Origin of the sequence: Pseudomonas sp. CCNWLW23 (assembly GCF_037095675.1) — a bacterium.
Lineage (GTDB): Bacteria > Pseudomonadota > Gammaproteobacteria > Pseudomonadales > Pseudomonadaceae > Aquipseudomonas > Aquipseudomonas atacamensis.
Map to the genome: position 1 here is coordinate 232262 of NZ_JBAWKM010000002.1, position 21126 is coordinate 253387.

Consider the following 21126-nt stretch of genomic DNA (forward strand, 5'->3'; position numbering starts at 1 on the left):
ATGATTTTTTGAGGCGTGCGCCCTGCTCTGTGGTCGATTGAGAAATGATCAAAGGAGGATGGGCCATGACTGAAGTACAAACCCTGCTGCTTCAACGCAATGACTGGGTGCCGAACAATCCGCGTCTGCCAGTGCTGATCTACCGCAGCGCGATTGCCGTTGAAGGCGACGATCCGGCGGCACGCTTCGAGCAAACGTTCGGTGCCAATGGCTGGCCGGCGCAGTGGCGCTACGGCATTTATGACTATCACCACTATCACACTGAAGGCCACGAAGTGCTTGGCGTGGCGGCCGGTCAGGCGCGGTTGATGTTGGGCGGGCCTGACGGGCAAGCCGTCGACGTCAGCGCCGGTGATGTACTGTTGCTGCCGGCGGGGACCGGGCACTGCAATCTGGGATCGAGTGAGGATTTTCTGGTGGTGGGTGCTTATCCGCCGGGGCAGCAGGCGGATATTTGCCGGGCCGCGCCAAGTGGTGCGCAGTTGGCGCGGATCGAGGGGCTGGCGTTTCCTGAGACAGATCCGGTGCAGGGACTCGGGGGTGCGGTTGGGCGGTATTGGAGCCGTTAGGCGCGGCGACACTGCCGACGCTTTCGCGAGCAGGCTCGCTCCCACAATGAATACGGGTGAACCCTGTTTCTCTGTCCAATACATACCCCTGTGGGAGCGAGCCTGCTCGCGAAGGCGGCAGATCGGTTTGCATCATTCAATATGAATAACCGCACTCACCGCTGGCACCCGCCGGAAATTTTCCCTACGGTGTCTACCTGTTCTCTCCCAGCATCGACGAGGTCCGTTTCATGAGCAATGCGTCTTACGTTCCGCCCAAGGTCTGGAAACACGAAGCCCCTTCCGGCGGCCACTTCGCCAGCATCAACCGGCCGATCGCCGGGCCGACCCACGATAAGGAACTGCCGGTCGGCAAGCATCCGCTGCAACTGTATTCGCTGGCCACGCCCAACGGTGTGAAAGTCACCATCATGCTCGAAGAGCTGCTCGCACTCGGCCACAGCGAGGCCGAATACGACGCGTGGCTGATCCGCATTGGCGAGGGCGATCAGTTCTCCAGCGGTTTTGTCGAGGTCAACCCGAATTCGAAAATCCCGGCGCTGCTGGATTGCAGCGTCGAGCCGCCGATCCGGGTGTTCGAGTCCGGTTCGATCCTGCTGTATCTGGCGGAAAAGTTCGGCGCCTTGCTGCCCAAGGATCCGGCCGGTCGTACCGAAACCCTCAACTGGCTGTTCTGGCAAATGGGCTCGGCGCCGTATCTGGGCGGCGGCTTCGGGCACTTCTACGCGTATGCGCCGGAGAAGCTCGAATATCCGATCAACCGCTTCACCATGGAAGCCAAACGGCAACTGGATGTGCTCAACCGCCGTCTCGCCGACAACACCTATCTGGCCGGCGACGATTACACCATCGCCGACATCGCCGTGTGGCCCTGGTACGGGCAACTGGTGCGCAACAACGTTTACTCGGCGGCGGAATTTCTCGCGGCGCATGAATACACCCATGTGCAGCGCTGGGCCGAAGCAATCGCCAAGCGGCCAGCGGTCATGCGTGGGCAGCGAGTGAATCGCACCTGGGGTGATGAAGACAGTCAGGTGCCGGAGCGGCATGAGGCGAAGGATCTGGACTGATTTCAAAAAAACCGCATAACCCTGTGGGAGCGAGCCTGCTCGCGAAAGCGGAGTATCAGACAACGCATCTGTTGAATGACACACCGCCTTCGCGAGCAGGCTCGCTCCCACATTTGCGTCCGAAGGCCATCGAATCCAATTGTGAAAAAATCATTAACTAACTGACTCGTACGGGTTTATTCCCCCGGAAACTTCCGACATACTAATGCGAATAATTCTTACATGCACTCGCATTAGTTTCGTTTGGGTAAATCTTGGGGAAGCAGATAGATGTCGTTTCACACCATTCACCGCCGCTCGAACCTTTCACCTAACCTCCTCGCAATCGCCATCGGCATGGCCAGCATCGCTCCTGCGTTGGCTGAAGAAACCGCAGCCACTGCGCCCACCAATGGCCCGCTGGAACTGCAAGCGACCGAAATCGGCGCTACGCAGATGAGCAGCACCACCGAAGACACGCAGTCCTACACCACCGGCCCGATGCAGACCGCGACCAAGCTGTCGCTGACCATGCGCGAAACGCCGCAGGCGGTGACGGTGATCACTCGCCAGCGCATGGACGACCAGAACATGACCAGCGTCAACGACGTGGTGCGTGGCACGCCGGGGCTGTTCCTCAGCGAGGCCAGCGGCCCGGGCCGGCAGACTTACAAGGCGCGCGGTTTCGACATCGACAACATCATGTACGACGGCCTGCCCAGCTCGTATTCGCCGTTCACTTTGGCCGTGCAACCGAACCTGGCGATGTTCGACCGAGTGGAAATCGTACGTGGCGCAACCGGCCTGGTCACCGGTGCCGGCAACCCGTCGGCGGCGATCAACATGGTGCGCAAACGCCCGACCGCTGATCAGCGCGTGACCCTCACCGGCGCCGCCGGCAGCTGGGATGACTACCGTGGCGAAGTCGACGCCTCCAGCCCGCTGAACGACAGCGGCACCCTGCGTGGCCGGGTGGTGACGTCGTATCAGGGCGCCGACAGTTTTCGCGACAAGGAAGAAAACGATCACGGCCTGTTCTACGCCATCGGTGAAGCCGACCTGAGCGACAGCACCACGGCGACCCTCGGTTTCTCCCGGCAGAACGATCAGACCAACTATTTCTGGGGCGGCCTGCCGATCGGCGAAGACGGCCACCACCTCGACCTGCCCCGCTCCACTTACCCGGGCACCGACTGGGAAAACCGCAAGCTGCAAGTCGACACCGTATTCGGTGAAGTCGAACACCGTTTCGACAACGACTGGAAACTGCACCTCGGCGGTTCCACTTCGACAACCGAAGGCGAATTCTCCGGCACGTATTTGTCGCGCTACGACGGCCCGCTGGAAACCACCGCCTACCAATCGCACCACACCGACAAGCAACGCGCCTTCGATGGTTTCGCCAGCGGCCCGTTCGAAGCGTTCGGCCGTACCCACGAACTGGTAGTCGGCGCCAGCAATCGGGTGTACGACGCCACCACCAAGGAATACGCGCCCTACGACACCGGCCTGCCGATCGCCGCGCCAAAACCTGACTTCGTGCGTAGCGGCAAATCGCGCAACGTCACCACTCAGGACGCGGTTTACCTGACCACGCGCTTGAGCCTGGCCGACCCGCTGACGTTGATCCTCGGCAGTCGTCTGGACTGGTATGACTACGACGATCGCAGCGCCGACGGCGACTTCAAAGTCACCCGCAACCTGACCCGTTACGCCGGCCTGATCTACAAACTCGATGACCATCACTCGGTCTACGCCAGCTACACCGACATCTTCACCCCGCAAACCCAGAAGGACCTCGGCGGCAAAGTGCTTGAGCCGATCGTCGGTGAAAACTACGAAGTCGGTATCAAGGGCGAATATTTCGACGGCGCGCTGAACGGCAGCGTGGCGGTGTTCCAGATGGACCAGACCAACCGCGCCACCCAGGCGGCGACCCAGCTCGGCTGCCCGGAACTGACCTGCTACGAAACCTCTGGCAAGGTTCGCGCCCAAGGCGTGGACATGGAACTGCAAGGTGCACTGACCGAGCAATGGCAAGTCGGCGCCGGCTACACCTACACCCGCGCCCACTACATCAAGGACGAAAACCCGGCCAACAATAACCAGAAATTCGACACCGACATGCCCGAGCACCTGTTCAAGGTCTCCACCGTGTATCGCTTCAAAGGCCCGCTGGAAAAACTGCGCGTGGGCGGCAACGTCTACTGGCAGAGCCGCATGTACAACGACATCGCTCTGGCCAACGGCGGCAGCTATCGCCTCGAACAGGGCGGCTACGCGGTCACCGACCTGATGGCCGGTTACGAGGTCAACAAGCACCTCGACCTGCAGGTCAACGCCAACAACATCTTTGACCGCAAGTACTATTCCTCGATCGGCACCGACGTGACCTGGGGCTCGACCGATAACTACGGCACCCCGCGCAGCTACATGATGACGGCCAAGTACAAGTTCTGAGGCGATAGCGCTCAGCAAGCACCACACAGGGCGCCGGGAGTTTTCCCGGTGCCCTTTTTTGCAGGTTCATTAGGCAAGGCCGGCAATTACCGATAGTCTCTGGCGACACTTTCGCGAAGCACCGGCCATGCCCCAGACAGATTTCTCCTCCGACCTCCAGGCCATCGGCAGCATTGACGCTGTGCCGGTGATCCTGAGCATGGTCAAGCACATCACCGGTATGCGCTTCGCCGCCGTAGCGCGGGTCACCGAGAGCAAGTGGATCGCCTGCGCCGTGGATGATTCGATTGACTTCGGCCTGTTGCCCGGCGGCGAACTGGTGCTGGAATCGACGATTTGTCATGAGATCCGTCAGCACCATCAGCCGGTGATCTTCGGCCATGCCAGCCAGCACCCGCTGTTCTCCACGCACCACACGCCGAAAACCTACGGTCTGGAAAGCTACATCTCCATTCCGATCATCAAGGCCGATGGCGATTTCTTCGGCACGCTGTGCGCCATTGATTCGGTGCCGGCGAACCTTGACGACCCGGCCATCGAAAAGACCCTCACCCTCTTCGCCCAACTGATTGCGATGAGCCTGGATACCCAAGGCCATTTGCACGCGACCAAAACCGCGCTGGCCGATGCCAACGAAATGGGCCGTCTGCGCGAGCAGTTCATCGCCGTTCTGGGCCATGACTTGCGCACGCCACTCAGTGCCATCCGCATGAGTGCCGATCTGCTGGACAGCAAAGTCGAGGACAAGCGCTCGCGCACGCTGCTGTCGGCGATTCGCACCAGCTCGGTGCGCATGGGCGTGCTGATCGAAAACATCCTCGACTTCGCTCGGGGTCGGCTCGGCAGTGGCATCCCGGTACAGCGCAAACTGGTCGATGACTTGCAGCAAACGCTGCGCCAGACCCTGGAAGAAATCCAGGTGGCCTACCCGCAGGCGAAGTTTATCGATTCGCTGGAGGTGCCGGCCGGGGTCTATTGCGACCCGCTGCGGATCAGCCAGTTGTTGTCGAATCTGCTGGGCAACGCCGTGACCCACGGCTCCACCGCCGAACCGATCGTGCTCAAAGCCTTTGCCGAGGGCGACGAAATCGTTATTTCGTTGACCAATCAGGGCACGCCGATCCCGCCTGCGCTGATGCCGCTGCTGTTCGAACCGTTTTCCCGTTCCGAAGCAGGCCAGCGTCATGAAGGGTTGGGACTGGGCTTGTACATCGCCGGGCAGATTGCCAATGCGCACAACGGCACCTTGAGCGTGACATCCGACCGTGAAACGGGCACCTGTTTTGTCGCGCGCTTCCCTGCCCGCTTCAAGTGGGTCTGAGCGCCGCTCTAAGTATTCAGTGGCGTCTGCGGCGTGTCCGGGTTGAGCTGGCGGCGGCGGAACTGCCCCGGTGGCTGGCCATGAATCTGGCGAAACCGCCGGGAGAAATAGGCCTCATCGGCGAACCCGCACAACCGCGCCACCTCGCCCACCGAGCGCGTGCTGTTGAGGAGGAAGTTGCGCGCCGCGTGCATGCGCCGCTCCAGCACCAGCTCGGTGAAGGTCTTGCCGATCTCTTTGCGCAGCCAGTGCGTCAGGTAGGTCGGTGACAGATATGTCGCAGCGGCGACTTTGATCAGGTTGAGATCAGGATCGGCGATGTTCTTCCGCAAATACTCGAACATGCGGCTCAAGGCGTCGCGACGACTGTTCTCGGCAGCATTCTCTTCCGCCAGACGCTTGAGCGGCTCGGCGTAGAGAAAACACACGCTACCGATCATCTGCAGCAACAAGCCCTTGAGCATTTCCCGCGTGCCGAACTGACGGTTCTCATCGAGTGCGCGCATCTGTTCGATCAGGCCGCAGACCTGAGCGAAATCCTCATCGCCCAAAATGAAATCCAGATGTTCCTGAAAGCGGAACGGCGACAGCTCCGGCGCGAGCAGGATTGACACCTCTTCCAGATCCATCGGGTCGCATTGCAGATGCGGCAAGAGAAACGTCTGGGAAAAATTGATGACGATGAAATTGCTGTCTGCGGGATGCGGAATCACATGCACGCGGTGCGGCAGGATGAACGCCAGGGTGTTGCGCGGGAATGGCCGCTGGACGCTGCCGATGTGCTGCACGGTGTCGCCACCGAGATTGATCTGAATCTGGAAGTACTCGTGCCGGTGAGGCGCGGTTTCGGCGCGCCGACCCTTTTTGTCGCGAATGTAGAAATCGGTCAATTCGCTGCGTTGCTGCATGACGTAAGTCGGGATACGGCTGGGTGAAGACATGGGCAGAAGGTCCTCCGGGCAGTGAGGTGGCGCCTGTCATCTTGCAGGGTTGGGAGGTGGGCGGCAATGAGTCATACGATGACGTTGTTTTTTTTGAAAGAAGCCTCGCGATGAGCCTGTCCAAAAACCGCATTACTACAAAAATCAAGATAGTCGTTATTTTTCAGTATCTTGGGATATGATCCTGATCTTTATTCTCAAGACAAATCGTATTTATCTTTTTGGACACGTTCGCCAAACCCACTTTTTTCAAGAAAAAACGTTCTAACCCATCGGTTGATTTAGAACCGTTGTACGACCACTGTAATGACCAACGCAGCCCAACCTCTTTCAAAAACAATCAAAGGTGCGCACGTCATGATCCTGCTATTTCCCCTCGCCGCCCCGCCCGACCTCCCCTTGAAATCAATTGCACAAAGACGTTCCTGAACGTCTGAAAGCCGCGCTGCAACCCGTTCGATTGCCTTGCCCCACACGTTGCGGGCAACGGCATCGGCTGCTTGAAAAATCTCGATTCTTCTAACAATAACGAGGTCTCCGCATGTCCAACTCCCATTCTTCCAGTGCCACGGTGCCGCCGGTGATAGCCGGTGCACGCGATGCCGCTTCGGCGCAGCGTCTGCCTACCCGGCGGCGCTGGTTCATGCTGTCTTTGCTGCTGATCGCGACGATCATCAATTACATCGACCGGGTGAACATCTCGATCGCCGCGCCGTTCATGGCCAAGGACCTGGGCCTGGACAAGATCGAGATGGGCCTGATTTTTTCCGCGTTCGCCTGGACCTATGCCTTGGCGCTGGTGCCGGCCGGCTTCATTGCCGACCGGTTTGGCTCGCGCTTCACCTATGGCGTTTCGCTGATCAGTTGGTCGACCGTCACCGTCTGCCAGGGCTTCGCCACAGGATTTGCCTCGCTGTTCGGCCTGCGCCTGGCGGTCGGCGCCATGGAAGCCCCGGCGTTTCCGGCCAACAGTCGCGCCGTGACAGTGTGGTTCCCGGCGCGGGAACGCGGGATGGCCAGCAGCATTTACGTGTGCGGTCAGTACCTCGGCACGGCGCTGTTCACCGGCGCGCTGCTGTGGCTGGCGACCACTTTTGACTGGCGCCACGTGTTCTACAGCACCGGCGCACTCGGCATCGTCTTCGGTGTGCTGTGGCTGTACCTGTATCGCGATCCGCTGAACTGCAAGAAAGTCAGCCAGGAAGAATTGAAGTACATCGAAACCGGCGGCGGTCTGGTCAAGAGCAGCCAGGAGCGCACGCGTTTCAACTGGCGGCAGATCGCCGAGCTGTTCAGCTACCGGCAGATCTGGGCGATCTGCATCGGCAAATTCGCCAGCACCTCGGCGCTGTACTTCTTCCTCACCTGGTTCCCGACCTACCTGATCGAAGAACGTAAACTGACCATGATCAAGGCCGGGATCTTCGCCGTGCTGCCCTTCGTCGGTGCCACGGTGGGGATTCTGCTGGCCGGCATCGTTTCCGACCTGCTGATCCGTCGCGGCTACTCGATGTCGTTTGCGCGCAAGTTGCCGCTGGTGGTCGGTTCGATGCTGGGCATGTCGATCGTGCTGGTGAATTTCACCGACTCCAACCTGATCTGCATCGCCGTGCTGACCATCGCGTTCTTCGCCCAAGGCATCGCGTCCTCGTCGTGGGCGGCGGTGTCGGAAGTCGCGCCGAAAGAGCTGATCGGCCTCACCGGCGGCATTACCAGCCTGGCGGCGAACATCGGCGGCATCGTCACGCCGATCGTGATCGGCGCCATCGTCCACGCCACCGGCACCTTCGCCTATGCCTTCTGGTTTATCGGCGGCGTGGCGCTGATCGGCACCCTCTCCTATTCGTTACTGCTCGGGCGCCTGTATCGCATCGAGCTGAAGGTGCGCTGAGGCGAAATACCCGGATTTGTCCAACGGCAGGCGGCTTTCGTCCAACTTCACCGACGCCAGCCGCCGTACGCTGCCCTTTCAAACAGGATGACCCGCAGGATGAACATGACTGAATACGTCTTTACCCCGGATCTGCCCGTGACTTTGCCGGTACTCGGCACCGAGCAGCGCTTCCCCGTTGGCCGGGTGTTCTGTGTCGGCCGCAACTACCCATGGCCGGACACTCAAGGCCAGTCGCGCCAGCCGCCAGTGTTTTTCATGAAACCGGCAAGCTGCGTGGTCGACGCCGTCGGCGACATCGCCTTCCCCTCAGTGTGCGAGGACTTCGTTCACGAAATCGAACTGGTCGTCGCCATCGGTGAAGGCGGCGCCAATATCCCCGAGGATCAAGCGCTCGCCTACGTCTGGGGCTACGCCGCCGGCCTCGACCTGACCCGCCGCGATGTGCAACGCGCAGCCAAGAGCAACGGCTTGCCGTGGGAAGGCGCCAAGGTGTTCGACGGCGCCGCGCCGATGACTGCCGTCGTCCCGGTGAGCCGCAGCGGCCATCCCGAGGGCGAGTTGTGGCTGAACGTCAACGGCGAAGAACGCCAGCGCGACAACCTCGACAGCCAGATCTGGTCGGTCAGTGAAGTAATCGCGCGCATCTCGCAATCCGTGGCCCTGCGCGCCGGCGACCTGATCATGACCGGCAGCCCCGCCGGCGTTGACAGCCTGCAACCGGGCGATGTGATCAACGCTGGCATAGACGGCATCGGCCACCTGGAAATGCGCGTCGGCCCACGGCCCTGATTCCAGCGGATTGAGAAAAAGGAGAACAACACTATGACGACCTCTTTGAAAGTCGCGCTGGTCACCGGCGCCGGCAGTGGCATCGGCCGCGCCGTGGCGCTGGGCCTGATGGCCGATGGTTTCACCCTGGTGCTCGCCGGACGCCGGCCCGAGCCCTTGCAAGCGCTGGTCGAACTGGCGCAGAGCCAGGGTCACCCAGCGCTGGCGGTACCCACCGACGTGCGCGATCCGGCCAGTGTCGACGTGCTGTTCGCGACCATTGCCGAGGTCTACGGCCGCCTCGATGTGGTCTTCAACAACGCCGGCGTCAACGCCCCCGCCGTGCCGCTGGATGAACTGACCTTTGAGCAATGGCGCAACGTGATCGACACCAACCTAAACGGTGTCTTTCTCTGCGCTCGCGGCGCGTTCGGGCTGATGCGCAAACAACAGCCGCAGGGCGGACGCATCATCAACAACGGTTCGATTTCCGCACACACACCGCGCCCGTTCAGCAGCGCCTACACCGCGAGCAAACATGCGGTGCTCGGCCTGACCAAGTCCCTGGCGCTGGATGGCCGCGAATTCAACATCGCCTGTAGCCAGATCGACATCGGCAATGCCCTGACAGAAATGTCGGTGCGCATGACCAAAGGCGTACGCCAGGCCAACGGCAGCATCGCCGTCGAGCCGATGGTCGACGTCAAACACGTCGCCGATGCGGTGCGCTACATCGCCGGCCTGCCGCTGTCGGCCAACGTCCTGAACATGACCGTCATGGCCAGCGCCATGCCGTTTGCCGGCCGCGGTTGAGCCGGCCTTTTTATTGCGTAACGAGGTAGCCATGAAGCCAGAAATCCTGCAACTGAGCCCGATCCTGATCCCGGAAATCAACGCGCGTCTGGACGAACTGTTCACCGTACGCCGCTACTACCAGCAAGCGGACAAACCCGCCTACATAAACGAACACGGGGCCAACATCCGTGGCGTGATCACCGGCGGCCACACCGGCATCAGCCAGGCGCTGATGGCGCAACTGCCGAACCTGGAAGTCGTCGCGGTCAACGGCGTCGGCACCGATGCCGTCGATCTGGCCTACGCCCGCGATCGCGGCATCCGCGTCACCGCCACCATCGGCGCCCTCACCGAAGACGTCGCCGACCTCGCCATCGGCCTGCTCATCTCGGTCTGTCGCGGCCTGTGCACCAGCGACCGCTACGTGCGCTCCGGCCAATGGCCACAAAGCCCGACCCCACTCGCCCCGCTGCCCTTGGCCCGACAAGTCTCCGGCATGCGCATCGGCATCGTCGGCATGGGCCGCGTCGGCCGCGCCATCGCCACCCGCGCCGCCGCCTTCGGCTGCCCGATCAGCTACACCGACCTGCAACCGATGAGCGACGTCCCCCACACCTTCGTCGCCGACCTCAAACAACTGGCCCGCGACAGCGACGCCCTGATCCTCGCCGCCGCGGCGGACAAGGGCGAAGCGATCATCGACGCGCCAGTGCTGCAAGCGCTGGGCAAGGACGGTTATCTGATTAACGTCGCCCGGGGCAAACTGGTGAACGAGGCGGATCTGGTGGCCGCGCTTTCGGCTGGGGAAATCGCCGGGGCTGGGCTGGATGTATTCGTTGATGAACCGAATGTGCCTGAAGCGTTGTTTGCTAATGAACAAGTGGTTCTGCAACCGCATCGGGCCAGCGCAACATTGCAGACACGCACGCGGATGGGGGAAATGGTGGTGGCGAGTCTGGTTGATACGTTTGCGGGGAAGGTGCCGGTTGGGTGTGTGACCGGGTGAACGGGTTCCGGAGCGCTGTTCGTGATCGCGGCACACACCGCCTTCGCGAGCAGGCTCGCTCCCACAGGTTTGATTGCGTACATTCAGTGAGAAATGGGGCGTCTGTCAGGCCGCCTTCGCTGGCAAGCCAGCTCCCACAGGTTTTTGTGGCGTAGACAGGAACTGGTCAACACCCAACGTCCAATGCAGGCTTGCTCTCAACAGAAAAGCAAAAGCGAAGGCCAGATCAAAAGATCGCAGCCTTCGGCAGCTCCAGTTGGATCGCGTTCCGCTCAAGAACAGGTCGGCTGTCAGGCCGCCTTCGCGAGCAGGCTCGCTCCCACAGAAAAGCAAAAGCAGACCCCATCGCTTTTCACCACTCAATACAATGAGCGCAAGCTCGAGTAGCTTTTGATCCTGGAGCCCGTCGGCAGGCTGAGTGGAGGGATTGATCCGGGGGTGGGAGCGCAGCGACCGTCTGGCGCAGCCAGACACAGCGGAAGGAGGTGCAGCGAAGCAAACCGTAGCCGCTGCGCCCGGATCGATTCCGGAGCGAAGGAACCCCGAGCTCCAGCGAGCGGGCCGAACGTCAGGGCGAAGCCTTTTTGGGTACTTTTTCGGCGTCTGGAAAAAGTGCCTCGCCGTAAGGGCGAAACCGCCAGCCGCAACACCACCAAAAAAGGATATACACCCAAAAACCCAAAGCATGGTCGGCCCAAAGGCCGCCAAATCCCCAAAAAAAACCCCACAACCGAAAACCAGTGTGGGGCGAAAAAATTGGTTGGTTGCGGCCAACCAAAGGAGCTCTGTCAAAACCATTCAAGCGCTCAGATCAAATACACTCCTGAGCCGCCCGCTCAAAACTCGAAGGCAACAAATTCGACGCCAGCAAATGCCGCTCATAAATGAACACCTTGCCGCCCTTCCCCGCCTTGTACGCCTCCAGCACGTTATCCGCCGACACCTTGCTCGGCACCACAATTCGATAACTGCGCTGACTCTGCGAAACCGTCGGATTCAAGGCACTGCCCTGCAATTTCGGCACCACGCAATCGGCGTACTGCGCCGGCGTCTTGCTGGTCTGCAAGGTCAGGGTCGGATCGTTCGGCGCCGAAGCGCAACCGGCGAGCAACAGGGAAACAAAAGCCATGGCTGGCACGAATAAAGGACGCATGGAGTAAATCCTGAAAATAAAGGTTCGGTTCAACCGGCAACGGTTCGACTTCACGGCGCCGCCGTTGCCATTTACGTTTTAAGAATCAGCTCGACGCCACCAGGGCCTTGAGCGACACATCGAATTGCTTCAGCGCATTGAGTTGCAGGTCACGCTGCTGATTGATCTGCGCGGCGATCTGCGGCGCCGCCTGGTTGTGCACCCAGACCGAAGGCAACTCTTGCTCGATCGCTCCCTCGGCCTTGCCGATGTACTGCAGATCGGCGTCGTAGAACCGTGCGGAAAAACGCGCCTCGACCAAACTGTTGCGCTGAGTCAGCAAGCGGTTGAACGTGTCGAGCTTGACCACCACGTCCGGATGGGCCTGAACCAGCGCATCGAGGTTGTCATAGACGGTCACCGAGACGAACTGCTGTTGCAGCGAACTCACCAGCCAGTCGAGGGCCAGTTCCGGGTCGGAGCTGCCGACAAAGGCGTCGCGGATTCGCGAGTCCGGTGCGTCTTTCGCACCGTTCAGCGCCATGTCGTGGTAGCGCTCCAGGTATTGCAGGTTCTGCAACGTGTTTTCGCTCAACAACACACCCACGGTCTGCGTGTGCTGCAACGCCGAGGCGCTGGCGGCGATGGGTTGCAGGTGACACGACCGGGCGTCGTCTGCGTAAGCCGGTGCAGTAACCACCCCGCCCATCAGCAGGGCGATCATTGCCAGTCGAGTCAGAATGTTCATCGCGCAATTTCCTTGAGCTGCGTCTTCGATGGAGGCGATTTTCCGCCGATCGCCGGCAAAGCAGAACTTGCGTTTCTTGATGGTCACTATTACTTCCAGCAATAGTTGCGCGTCGCGCAGACTGATGCACACTGAGCACATTCAAGAAAAATGATGAGGGTCTCGCCTTGAGAACGTTTGATCTGATCCGTGACGCCGTGCTGCCCGAATATCGCGATCGCGTAGCCGAATACCTGATGCAGTACGAAAGCGTCCTGCTGGACAAAAACGCCCGCGATGCACAATTGATCCGCGACACTGCCCAGCAACTGCGCGGTTATCTGCGCGGGCTCAACACCACGCGGGTGCTGGGCATGGCCTATTGGGAAGAGCTCGATCGCCGCGTGGTAGACACCTGGCTAAGCCCGCAAGAGTGACCGCTGGAGCGCCAGTGGTCTGCCCGGCAACGCGCCCCCTGCGAAAAACCTGACCAAACGCTTACAATCGCAGGCCTATTGCCATACAGACAGGCCTGCCCGGAAATGCCGCTCGACCCGCCAACGATGCTGACCATCACGATCGCCCTCGCAGCCGCTGCCGCGCTGTACCTGGCGGTCGAGTGGCGCAGCATCCGTGAGCCTTCGCTACTGTTCTGGAGCGCCGGTTTCGCCACCATCACCATCGGTTCCACCCTCGCTCTGCTGCGCAGCAGCGGTTTTCTGCTGCTGGGCATCTGGTTCGCCAACGGCCTGCTGGTGACCGCGCACTTCTTCTTCCTCCTCGGCGTGGCGCGCTTCACCCAGACCCGACTGTCGCCGGCGTGGTACCTGATTTTCGCGACGTGGCTGATCATGTTGATGTTGCCGGACGGCCCGCTGTGGTCCAAGGCCATGCTGGTGGCCAACTCGCTGCTGGTGGCGATCCCGACACTCAAGGCCAGTTCGCTGCTGCGCCCGCACGGCAAGTCGTTGAGCGTTGGCGCGGTGCAATTGCGCTATGTGCTGCTCGGCCACGGCATCTTTTATGTGGCCAAGGCCCTGACCGTGGTGATCCCCGGCACGCTGATCGATCTGGCGGCGTTTCGTGGCGAGATCATTCAGATCTCGCTGGTCGAAGGCGCGATGGCGATCATGTTGATCGCCCTGTCGATGACCGGCACTGAGCGTTATCGCCGGGAAAAGCAGATCGCCCGCCTCGCCGAGCGCGATCCACTCACGGCCCTCTACAACCGCCGCGCCCTGGAAAAACGCACGCCACGCCTGTTGGCCGGTGTCTCCGCGCAAAGACCGGGTGCGTTGCTGTTGATCGATATCGACAACTTCAAACTGGTCAACGACCAGTACGGGCATATCGCCGGTGATCGCTTGCTGATTGCTCTGAGCGAGATGATCCGCGCCCAGCTGCCGCCCCATGCGCTGACGGCGCGGCTGGGTGGCGATGAGTTTCTGATGTTGCTCAACAACGCCTCAGCCGAAGCTATCCTTGAATTGGGCAATGCCTTGCGCGAACAGTTTCTGGCCTTGGCGTCGCACACCTATCCCACGTCCGCTGCGGTGACTTTGAGCATCGGCGCCACCCTGTTCGACAAACCGCCGGCCAGTCTGGCGGCGCTGATCGAACTTGGCGACGCCGCGCTCTACGAGTCCAAACGCGGCGGCCGCAACCGCTTGCGCCTGTCCGGCCTCGCCACTCCAGGATGACCCCAGCCATGTCCAGCCACGCCACCCCGCTGCAAGACCTCGCCGCCCCCGAAGGCGTTTGTTACGGCTGCGGCGGCCGCAATCCGCAAGGCCTGCACGTGAAAAGTCGTTGGGATGAGGACGGCAGCCACGTCATCGCCGAGCATCTGCCCGACGCTCAATATTGCGGCTGGCCGGATCTGGTTTACGGCGGGCTGATTGCCATGCTCGTCGACTGTCACTCCAACTGGACCGCCATGGCCTGGCACTACCGCGCAGAAAACCGCGAAGCCGGCAGCCTGCCGCGCATCGACTGCGTCACCGGTAACCTCGGGATCAAGTTCATCAAGCCAACGCCGATGGGCGTACCGCTGCTCTTGCGCGCACGGGTCGAAGGTGAAGTCGGGCGCAAGACCCGGGTGATTTGCGAGGTGTATGCAGGGGAAGTGCTCACGGCAGTGGGTGATTCGGTATTTGTGCGGGTGGATACGGGGCAGTTGGCGGATGCAGCGCATGGCCGCGAAAGCCAAAGTCCCTCACCCTAGCCCTCTCCCAAAGGGAGAGGGAACTGACCGCAGTGTCTGGTGGAAATAGGCCGACCTGGGAAACCGAGTCGAACACAAATTCTGAAAAGCTTGAAAATCGGCTCCCTCTCCCTCGGGAGAGGGCTGGGGTGAGGGGCTGCGGTTCAAGCCACGCAGCCACACTCAAGCCGAAAGCGAAACGTTCGTAGCCAGCTCTTCAGCGCGACAACGCCGCCACACCAGCGCGCGCCGCGTGCAGCTTTTTATAGCTCTCGATCAAGCGCAAATGCCGATCCAGCCCTTCCAGCTTCATGCTCGTCGGTGTCAGGCCATAGAACCGCACACTGCCATTCACCGAACCAATCGCCGCATCCATACGCTCGTCACCAAACATCCGACGGAAGTTGGCCTCGTAGTCTTCCAACTCGAGATCCTCGTCCAGCTCCATCTCCAGCACCACATTCACAGCCTGATAGAACAAGCCGCGCTCAACAGTGTTGTCGTTGTATTGCAGGAATGCCTCAACCAGATCCTTGGCCTCGTCAAACTTCTGCAGCGCGAGGTAGATCAGCAGGCGCAGTTCCAGAATCGTCAACTTGCCCCACGGTGTGTTGTCATCGAACTCGATGCCGATCAGCGTGGTGATATCGGTGTAGTCGTCCTGCTCGCTGCGTTCCAGGCCTTGGACCAGATTGCGCAAGCCAACCTTACTGAGGTTGTGCAGATTGAGGATGTCGGCGCGGAATTGCAGGGCTTTGTTGGTGTTGTCCCAGATCAGGTCTTCGATCGGGTAGATTTCCGAGTAATCCGGCACGAGGATGCGGCAGGCCTTGGCGCCGATGTGCTCGTAGACCGCCATGTAGACTTCGTTGCCCATGTCTTCGAGGATGCCGAACAGGGTCGCGGCTTCTTCGGCATTGGAGTTTCCGCCTTGGCCTGAGAAGTCCCATTCGACGAATTCGAAGTCTGGTTTGGCGCTGAAGAAGCGCCACGACACCACACCGCTGGAATCGATGAAGTGCTCGACGAAGTTGTTCGGCTCGGTCACTGCCTGCCCGGAGAAAGTCGGCTGCGGCAAGTCATTGAGACCTTCGAAGCTGCGGCCTTGAAGCAGTTCAGTCAGGCTGCGTTCCAGCGCGATTTCCAGGCTCGGGTGCGCGCCGAAGGAAGCGAAGACGCCGCCGGTGCGCGGGTTCATCAGGGTCACGCACATCACCGGGAATTCACCGCCCAGCGAGGCGTCCTTGACCAGCACCGGGAAGCCCTGCTCTTCCAGGCCTTTGATGCCGGCGAGGATGCTCGGGTATTTCTCCAGTACCTCTTGCGGTACGTCCGGCAGAGCCATTTCGCCTTCGAGGATTTCGCGTTTGACTGCGCGCTCGAAAATTTCCGACAGGCACTGCACCTGCGCTTCGGCCAGGGTGTTGCCGGCGCTCATGCCGTTGCTCAGGTAGAGGTTTTCGATCAGGTTGGACGGGAAGTACACCACTTCACCGTCCGACTGGCGCACGAACGGCAGCGAGCAGATGCCGCGCTGGGTGTTGCCGGAGTTGGTGTCGTACAGGTGCGAGCCACGCAGTTCGCCGTCGCGGTTGTAAATGCCGAGGGTGTAGTCGTCGAGAATTTCGCTAGGCAATTCGTCTTTCGGACCCGGCTTGAACCATTTCTCGTCCGGATAATGGACGAATTCGGCGTTGGCGATGTCTTCGCCCCAGAACTGGTCGTTATAGAAGAAGTTGCAATTGAGGCGCTCGATGAACTCGCCCAGCGCCGACGCCAGTGCGCCTTCCTTGGTCGCGCCCTTGCCGTTGGTGAAGCACATCGGCGAATGCGCATCGCGAATGTGCAGCGACCAGACGTTGGGCACGATGTTGCGCCACGAGGCGATTTCGATCTTCATGCCGAGGTCGGCAAGGATCTTCGACATGTTGGCGATGGTCTGTTCCAGCGGCAGGTCCTTGCCGGCGATGTAGGTGCCTGCCTGGGAATCGGACTGCGGCATCAACAAGGCCTGGGCATCGGCGTCGAGGTTGTCGACTTCTTCGATGATGAACTCGGGGCCGGTCTGCACCACCTTCTTCACGGTGCAACGGTCGATGGAACGCAGGATGCCCTGGCGATCCTTGTCCGAAATATCGGCGGGCAATTCGACCTGGATCTTGAAGATCTGGTTGTAGCGGTTTTCGGGGTCGACGATGTTGTTCTGCGACAGGCGAATGTTCTCTGTCGGGATGTTGCGCGTGTCGCAGTACAGCTTGACGAAGTAAGCCGCGCACAAGGCCGACGACGCCAGGAAGTAGTCGAACGGCCCCGGTGCCGAGCCATCGCCCTTGTAGCGAATGGGCTGATCGGCGATCACCGTGAAGTCGTCGAACTTGGCTTCAAGTCGAAGGTTGTCGAGAAAATTGACCTTGATTTCCATGCGGGATTACCAGAATACGGCTAAACGAATGGCGGCCATTATCCGGTTTTTGTGCGGGAAGTCTCGCCCTTTCGGGATTCGCCGCTGGCCGGCGCTGCTGGAAATTCCAACGGATTCGCTACACTTTGAAAAAATCCAGGCGATACCAATAACAACAATCTGAACATTGTGCGCTCGCCATTGTTCTAGATTCAGAAGACACCGGATCAAGGACGAGCACATGGCCGTTACTCTCCCTGCGCAGCCAATCCCCACCCCGCAACGCGCCGTGACCCGGCGCCTGGCCATCGCCGTTGGCGCACTGTTCATTGCGGGTGTCATCGCCGCGATCAGCACCTTGCTTGGCATTGCCAATACCCTTGACGCGAAAGATCTGGAACAGAACCAGTTCTATTCCGTGCGCGCCGTGGAAAACCGCATCACCGCGTCGAAAAACTACATCACCAGTTATGCCTACTGGACCCGCGCCTATGAGGCCTTGAGCGGGCCGATCGACGTCAACTGGGCCTACACCGAACAGAACATGGGCAAGACCCTGTTCACCAGCGACGGCTACGACGGCGTGTTCGTCCTCGATCGCAATCGCACCAAGTACGCGGTGATTCGCGGGCAGATGGTTGAAACCGACGTATCCAGCGTACTGCAAGCGCCCGCCTCGGCGTTGGTCGAGCAGGTGCTGAGTCAGCCTGATCTGACCAAGCCGATCAGCCGCTATTCATTGTTCGAAGGCTGGCCGGCGTTGATCACCGCTGCCGCGATCATTCCCAACGACGAGCGCCCGCTGGATGAACTGAGAAACACCTCGGTGCTGGTGTTCGTCGACAAGCTGACCCCGACCAAACTGCGCAAGATCGGCAGCGGTTATGGCCTGACGAACCTGACCCTGGTCCCGGACGACACCATTGAAAAAGGCCATCCAAGCGTGCCGCTCGACAGCACCGGCTACAGCCTGGTAGCCGACCTGCAACGGCCCGGTCAGCAATTGTTGTGGACGCTGGTGCCGCCGCTCGGCGCGACGTTTCTGGTGCTGATGCTGCTGACGGCATACTTTTTCCGCCACGCCCTGCGCTCTTCGCAATACGTCGACAACAGCATTCATGCCATGCAAGCCTCGAATCAGGCACTCGAGAAAGCCAATCATGCCCTCGAAGCCAGTGAAGAACGCTTTCGCGCCGTGGCCGAAGCGGCGTCGGACTGGATCTGGGAAGTTGATGATCAGTTGGCGCTGACCTATCTGTCGGCGCGCTTCAGCGAAGTCACCGGCTACCCGCAAGCCCTGTGGCTGGGCCAGGACATCGGCGAATTACTGACTTGCGACACCACGCCACTGGAGCTATGGCTGCGCAAACTCAGCGAAGAAAACAGCGCCGGCGATTTGCGCTGCACTTATCGCGATCACTCCGGGCAGCCACGCCACTGCCGGCTCTCGGCGCGGCCGATTTTCGACAAGGACAGCGTCGTCGGCTATCGCGGCACTGCCAGCGATATCACCGACGAAGTCGCCGCCCATGCGCAGATCCAGCACCTGTCGATGCATGACGCCCTGACCGGCCTGCCCAACCGCAACAAACTGGCGCGTTATCTCGACGACGTCCTGGTATTGAAGGAACACGCGCCGCCGCTGTCGCTGCTGATGATCGATCTGGACAACTTCAAACCGATCAACGATTCCCTCGGCCATCCTGCCGGTGACGCGGTCCTCCAGGAAGTCGCCACGCGCCTGCGCGAATGCACCCGCGAGCACGACCTCGTCGCCCGCCTCGGTGGTGATGAATTCGTCGTGGTGCTCAATGGCATGGACAGCCATAACGAGATCGACAAATTCTGCACACGGCTGATCGGCAGCCTGCATCAGCCGATCCTCTACGAACAGCATCCGCTGCATATCGGCGCCAGTGTCGGCATCGCCCTGAGTCGTCGACACGGTTTCGTCGCCAGCGATCTGATCCGCTACGCCGACATCGCGCTGTATCAAGCCAAATCCGACGGCAAGAACACTTGGTGCTACTTCGAAGCGCACATGAGCGACCAGATCCAGACGCGCCGGCAAATGGAAGATGACCTGCGCCATGCGCTAAAACACAACGAATTCGTCTTGCACTATCAGCCGCGCTACAAGGTCGACGGCAAACACATCGTCTCGGTGGAGGCGCTGGTGCGCTGGCAGCATCCGACCCAGGGCCTGCTCGGGCCGGACGTGTTCATTCCGCTGGCCGAGCAGACCGACCTGATCGTACCGCTGGGCCGCTGGGTGCTGCGCGAAGCCTGCGAAACCGCGCTGGAATGGCCCCATGACATTCTGCTGTCGGTCAACCTTTCGCCTGCGCAGTTCGCCCTCAGCGATGTCGTCGAGGATGTTCGTGAAGTGCTGGTGGATACGCGTTTCCCGGCCAGCCGTCTGGAGCTGGAGATCACCGAGAACGTGATGCTCAATGACACCGACGGCGCGCTGACCACCATGAATCAGCTCAAGGAGCTCGGCGTGCGTCTGAACATGGACGACTTCGGCACCGGTTATTCGTCGCTCGGTTACCTACGCGCCTATCCATTCGACGGGATCAAGATCGACAAACGCTTTATCGCCTCGATCAGCAGCGGCACCAACGACCGTGCCGTGGTGCAGGCGATCATTGGCTTGGGCAAGGCCATGGGGCTGACGGTGACGGCCGAGGGCGTCGAGACCGAGGAGCAACTGGCGATTCTCGGCAAGGATCAATGCAACGAGGTGCAGGGTTATTTCATGAGTCGGCCGATCGACAAGGCGGCTTTTGCTGATCTGCTACGGGCTTCGCGACTGTCGCTGGTGAGCAAAAAAGGTCGGGTGACGTGAATCTCAGCTATCGCTGGCAACGCGCACTTTGCCGCTGAACACGCGGAAACCGAAGGTGTTGTAGGCCAGCGTGATGGGGATCAGCACGGCGAATCCGACCAGCATGAAGATCTGGCTGGTGGGGCTTGAGGCTGCTTCGCTCAAGGTCAGATCCGGCGGAATGATGAATGGATACAGCGCGACCAGCATCACCGCGACAGCCAGCACACAAACGCCCAGTGCGGCGAACAGTGGGATGAAATCGAAGCGGCAGTGAAAGCCTTTGCTGAACACCCATCCTAGAGCGCTGACGATCAGTCCTGCCGGCAACCACAGGCGAATATCGGCGAGCCTCCGGGCATATTGCGGCTGCAACGTCGCCGTCCATGCAATCAGCACCAGCAATAACGCCACGACGACCAGCGACAGCACGCGGGCCTGGCGGGCCGAGTGCTGCTGCAATTCATCCAGGGTCCGCCAGTACAACCAGCACGTCCCCAGCCAGACGTAACCGAGCACCAGCACCAAACCGCAAAATACCGGGAACGGATTCAGCCAGTCGCGACCATCGCCAATGTACTGACCGCCCTGATGGGCGATGCCTTGCACGAGGGTACCGAGCACCATGCCCTGGACCAACCCGGTCAGCAGCGAAGCCAGCGCCAACACGCCGTCGACGATGCGCTTGCGTCGCTCGTTCGGTGCGTAATCGCGAAACTCCAGCGCCATGGCCCGCGCGATCAAGGCGAGGAACATCACGATAAAAGGCACGTACAAGGCCGGAAGCAAGATCGCGTACGCCAGCGGAAACAACGCCAGCAGCCCGCCGCCGCCGAGCACCAGCCAGGTTTCGTTGGCGTCCCACACCGGCAGAATCGACACCGCCATCGCCCTGCGCTGCTTGCTGCAAGGCGTGAGGCCCATGAGCATGCCGACGCCCAGATCGGTGCCGTCGAGCACCACGTAGTTCATCACCGAGAACGCCAATGCGGCAGCGCACAACAGCGTCAGCCAGTCGGTGTCCATGTCT

Annotated in this window: 17 protein-coding genes; 12 read left to right on the plus strand and 5 right to left on the minus strand. The window is 60.7% G+C overall.

Translation table 11 applies throughout. The features are described 5' to 3' along the window. The first annotated feature begins 65 nt into the window (after positions 1-65). The 4 genes from V8J63_RS04230 (at position 66) to V8J63_RS04250 (ending at position 5399) form a co-directional block, all read left to right on the plus strand. Entirely contained in the window at positions 66-569 is a 504-nt protein-coding gene (locus tag V8J63_RS04230) for a cupin (RefSeq protein ID WP_336463628.1), read from the plus strand. A 230-nt stretch (positions 570-799) separates the two neighbouring features. Continuing rightward, positions 800-1639, plus strand: a complete 840-nt coding sequence (gene yghU / locus V8J63_RS04235) for a glutathione-dependent disulfide-bond oxidoreductase (protein ID WP_125927445.1) — start codon at positions 800-802, stop codon at positions 1637-1639. A gap of 270 nt (positions 1640-1909) precedes the next feature. Continuing rightward, positions 1910-4078, plus strand: a complete 2169-nt coding sequence (locus V8J63_RS04245; RefSeq protein ID WP_336463629.1) for a TonB-dependent siderophore receptor — start codon at positions 1910-1912, stop codon at positions 4076-4078. A gap of 127 nt (positions 4079-4205) precedes the next feature. Next, a complete protein-coding gene (locus tag V8J63_RS04250; protein WP_336463630.1) occupies positions 4206-5399 on the plus strand; it encodes a GAF domain-containing sensor histidine kinase in 1194 nt (397 codons plus the stop codon). An 8-nt stretch (positions 5400-5407) separates the two neighbouring features. Here the strand turns inward: V8J63_RS04250 and V8J63_RS04255 are convergent, their stop codons facing one another. Then, positions 5408-6340 carry a helix-turn-helix transcriptional regulator gene (locus tag V8J63_RS04255; protein ID WP_024012697.1) on the minus strand — a complete coding sequence of 311 codons (933 nt, stop codon included), beginning with the start codon at positions 6338-6340 and terminating at the stop codon, positions 5408-5410. A gap of 541 nt (positions 6341-6881) precedes the next feature. Here V8J63_RS04255 and V8J63_RS04260 point away from each other — a divergent pair. From V8J63_RS04260 to V8J63_RS04275, 4 genes are all read left to right on the plus strand, one after another. Beyond that, the gene (locus V8J63_RS04260; RefSeq protein WP_336463631.1) at positions 6882-8231 is read left to right on the plus strand and encodes an MFS transporter; all 1350 of its coding nucleotides are present in this window, start codon (positions 6882-6884) and stop codon (positions 8229-8231) included. 99 nt (positions 8232-8330) lie between these two features. Next, the gene (locus tag V8J63_RS04265) at positions 8331-9023 is read left to right on the plus strand and encodes a fumarylacetoacetate hydrolase family protein (RefSeq protein WP_125927442.1); all 693 of its coding nucleotides are present in this window, start codon (positions 8331-8333) and stop codon (positions 9021-9023) included. 33 nt (positions 9024-9056) lie between these two features. Further along, on the plus strand, positions 9057-9815 hold the full coding sequence (locus V8J63_RS04270) for an SDR family oxidoreductase (protein ID WP_095179705.1): 759 nt from the start codon (positions 9057-9059) through the stop codon (positions 9813-9815). Positions 9816-9846: 31 nt separating this feature from the next. After that, complete coding sequence (locus tag V8J63_RS04275; RefSeq protein ID WP_336463632.1) at positions 9847-10803, plus strand: 2-hydroxyacid dehydrogenase; 957 nt, start codon at positions 9847-9849, stop codon at positions 10801-10803. A gap of 811 nt (positions 10804-11614) precedes the next feature. Here the strand turns inward: V8J63_RS04275 and V8J63_RS04280 are convergent. Continuing rightward, positions 11615-11956 carry a hypothetical protein gene (locus tag V8J63_RS04280; RefSeq protein ID WP_071172017.1) on the minus strand — a complete coding sequence of 114 codons (342 nt, stop codon included), beginning with the start codon at positions 11954-11956 and terminating at the stop codon, positions 11615-11617. A gap of 85 nt (positions 11957-12041) precedes the next feature. Continuing rightward, positions 12042-12683, minus strand: coding sequence for an ATPase (locus tag V8J63_RS04285; RefSeq protein WP_336463717.1), 642 nt, complete (start codon positions 12681-12683; stop codon positions 12042-12044). Positions 12684-12850: 167 nt separating this feature from the next. Here V8J63_RS04285 and V8J63_RS04290 point away from each other — a divergent pair, with 167 nt between their 5' ends. From V8J63_RS04290 to V8J63_RS04300, 3 genes are all read left to right on the plus strand, one after another. Then, positions 12851-13099, plus strand: coding sequence for a hypothetical protein (locus tag V8J63_RS04290; protein ID WP_123442669.1), 249 nt, complete (start codon positions 12851-12853; stop codon positions 13097-13099). 105 nt (positions 13100-13204) lie between these two features. After that, entirely contained in the window at positions 13205-14362 is a 1158-nt protein-coding gene (locus V8J63_RS04295; RefSeq protein WP_073474876.1) for a GGDEF domain-containing protein, read from the plus strand. Between the two features lie 8 nt (positions 14363-14370). Beyond that, positions 14371-14886, plus strand: coding sequence for a PaaI family thioesterase (locus V8J63_RS04300; protein ID WP_016774430.1), 516 nt, complete (start codon positions 14371-14373; stop codon positions 14884-14886). 196 nt (positions 14887-15082) lie between these two features. On the opposite strand, the gene V8J63_RS04305 is transcribed toward V8J63_RS04300, so the two are convergent. Continuing rightward, positions 15083-17287, minus strand: a complete 2205-nt coding sequence (locus V8J63_RS04305) for an OsmC domain/YcaO domain-containing protein (protein WP_336463633.1) — start codon at positions 17285-17287, stop codon at positions 15083-15085. 220 nt (positions 17288-17507) lie between these two features. Between V8J63_RS04305 and V8J63_RS04310 the strand changes: the two genes are divergently transcribed. Beyond that, complete coding sequence (locus tag V8J63_RS04310) at positions 17508-20117, plus strand: bifunctional diguanylate cyclase/phosphodiesterase (RefSeq protein WP_336463634.1); 2610 nt, start codon at positions 17508-17510, stop codon at positions 20115-20117. A 3-nt stretch (positions 20118-20120) separates the two neighbouring features. Here V8J63_RS04310 and cydB read toward each other — a convergent pair whose 3' ends face one another. Next, on the minus strand, positions 20121-21122 hold the full coding sequence (cydB, locus tag V8J63_RS04315; protein ID WP_336463635.1) for a cytochrome d ubiquinol oxidase subunit II: 1002 nt from the start codon (positions 21120-21122) through the stop codon (positions 20121-20123). Between the last annotated feature and the right edge of the window lie 4 nt (positions 21123-21126).